The organism is Phenylobacterium sp., assembly GCF_035276905.1.
GTDB lineage: Bacteria > Pseudomonadota > Alphaproteobacteria > Caulobacterales > Caulobacteraceae > Phenylobacterium.
The window spans coordinates 1-2,395 of the sequence record NZ_DATELG010000360.1; the positions used below are offsets into that span (position 1 = coordinate 1).

2 protein-coding genes are annotated in these 2,395 nt (G+C 74.0%); both read left to right on the top strand.

The annotated features are described in order from the left end of the window. Window positions 1-897 (top strand): dihydrolipoamide acetyltransferase family protein (locus tag VJS38_RS17040; protein ID WP_324089344.1); only part of this gene is annotated, 897 nt, incomplete at its 5' end. Then, a complete protein-coding gene (gene lpdA, locus VJS38_RS17045) occupies window positions 894-2,303 on the top strand; it encodes a dihydrolipoyl dehydrogenase (RefSeq protein WP_324089345.1) in 1,410 nt (469 codons plus the stop codon). The genes VJS38_RS17040 and lpdA, both read left to right, overlap by 4 nt. The last annotated feature ends 92 nt before the right edge of the window (window positions 2,304-2,395 follow it).

Sequence of the window (2,395 nt, forward strand, 5' to 3'; positions counted from 1 at the left end):
GCGCCGCCCGCCCGCGCGCCGGCCCATCCGCTGGCTTCCCCCGCGGTGCGCCGCCGGGCGCAGGAGCGGGGCGTGCGCCTGCAGTTCGTGCCGGGGACGGGACCTGCCGGCCGGATCACGCGCGAGGACCTCGACCGCTACCTCACCGCCGGCGACCAGGCCCTGGCCGCGCCGTCGTCCCTGCCCGCCCTGCGCACCGGCGTCGAGGAGGTGAAGGTGATCGGCCTGCGCCGGCAGATCGCCGAGCGGATGAGCGAGGCCAAGCGGCGGATTCCGCACTTCTCCTACATCGAGGAGGTCGACGTCACCGAGCTGGAGCGGCTGCGCGCCCAGCTGAACGCCGAGGACCCGGCCCGGCCGCGGCTGACGCTGCTGCCGTTCCTGATCCGCGCGGTGACCCGCACCCTGCCCCGCTTCCCGCAGATCAACGCCACCTACGACGACGAGGCCGGGATCGTGCGCCGCTGGGCGCCCGTCCACCTGGGGCTGGCGACGCAGACCCCGACCGGCCTGGTCGTGCCGGTGCTGCGCCATGCCGAGGCGATGGACCTGTGGACCGCGGCGGCCGAGATCGGGCGCCTCGCCTCGGCCTGCCGCGCCGGCAAGGCGGCGCGCGAGGAGCTCTCCGGCTCGACCCTGACCATCACCAGCCTGGGCCCGCTCGGCGGGCTGGCCACCACGCCGGTGATCAACCGGCCGGAGGTGGCGATCATCGGCCCCAACCGGATCGTCGAGCGGCCGGTCGTGGTCGAGGGCGCCGTGGTCGTCCGCAAGATGATGAACCTGTCGTCCTCCTTCGATCACCGGGTGGTCGACGGCTGGGACGCCGCCGAGTTCGTCCAGGCGATCAAGCGCCTGCTGGAGACCCCGGCCCTGTTGTTCGTGGAGGCCCGATGAGCCCGGTCGCGTCCAGCCCGCAGGCCTCCAGGGTCCAGGTCCTCATCATCGGCGGCGGCCCCGGGGGCTATGTGGCCGCCATCCGCGCCGGCCAGCTGGGGCTCGACACCGTGCTGGTGGAGGCCGACCGGTTGGGCGGGACCTGCCTGATCCGCGGCTGCATCCCGTCGAAGGCGCTGATCCATGCGGCCGCCGAGTTCGGCGTGCTGCGCCGCGCGAAGGGCGACAATCCGCTGGGCCTGAAGGTGAACGGCGAGGTCGGCATCGACTTCAGCCGGACCCTGCGCTGGAAGGACGGCGTCGTCGATCGGCTGAGCGACGGCGTCGGCGGCCTCCTGCGCCGCGCCAAGGTCAAGGTGGTGCGCGGCTGGGCGAGCTTCCAGGACGCCCGCACCTGCGAGGTCACGGCGCCCGACGGCGCCGTCCAGACCATCGAGGCCGAGCACGTGATCCTGGCGGCGGGCTCCGAAGCCGTCGCCCTGCCGCACCTGCCGTTCGGCGGCGACGTGCTGTCGTCGACCGAGGCGCTGTCGCTGGCGGCCGTGCCCAGGACCCTGGCGGTGATCGGCGCCGGCTACATCGGGCTGGAGCTCGGCATGGCCTTCGCCGAACTGGGATCGAAGGTGACCGTAATCGAGGCCCAGGCGCGGGTGCTGCCGCAGTACGACGCCGCGCTCGCCGCCCCGATCGCCCGCGCCCTGGACCGGGCGAAGATCGAGATCCACCTCGACGCGCGCGCCACCGGCTTCGAGAAGGGCCGCCTGACCGTCGAGCCGGCCCAGGGCAAGACGCTGCACGTCGCCGCGGAGAAGGTGCTGGTCACCGTCGGCCGGCGGCCGCGCACCGAGGGCTGGGGCCTGGAGCGGATGGCGGTCGACATGGACGGCGCCTTCGTCAAGGTCGACGACCGCTGCGCCACCTCGATGCGCAATGTCTGGGCGATCGGCGACCTCGTCGGCGAGCCGATGCTGGCGCACAAGGCCTCCGCCCAGGGCGAAATGGTGGCCGAGATCATCGCCGGTCATCGGCGCCGGTTCGATCCGGCGGCCATCCCCGCGGTCTGCTTCACCACCCCCGAGGTGGTCAGCGTCGGCGCCTGGCCCGAGCCCGGGCCCGAGGTGCTGACCGCGGTCTTCCCGCTCGCCGCCAACGGCCGCGCGCTCAGCCAGGAGGCCGACGACGACGGCGGCTTCATCCGCATCGCCGCCCGCGCCGACGACCATCGCATCCTGGCGCTGGCCGCCGTCGGCCGCCACGTCTCGGAGCTCTCCGGCGAGATGACCGCCCTGCTCGAGATGGGCGCGGTGCTGGAGGACGCCGCCGGCCTGATCCATGCCCACCCGACCCAGTCGGAGGCGCTCGGCGAGGCGGCGCTGAGGGCGCTCGGGCGGGCGATCCACATCTAAAGCCCGCCCTCTGTGTTCTAGACGCCCGGCGTCAGGCCCGCCGCCTTGATCCCCGCCACGGCGCAGGCCTCGTCGTTGTCGGACGTGTCGCC

What these genes read in the sequence shown, in the direction of transcription:
- lpdA (WP_324089345.1), top strand. Translation starts at nt 894, where the DNA reads ATGAGCCCGGTCGCGTCCAGCCCGCAGGCCTCCAGGGTCCAGGTCCTC.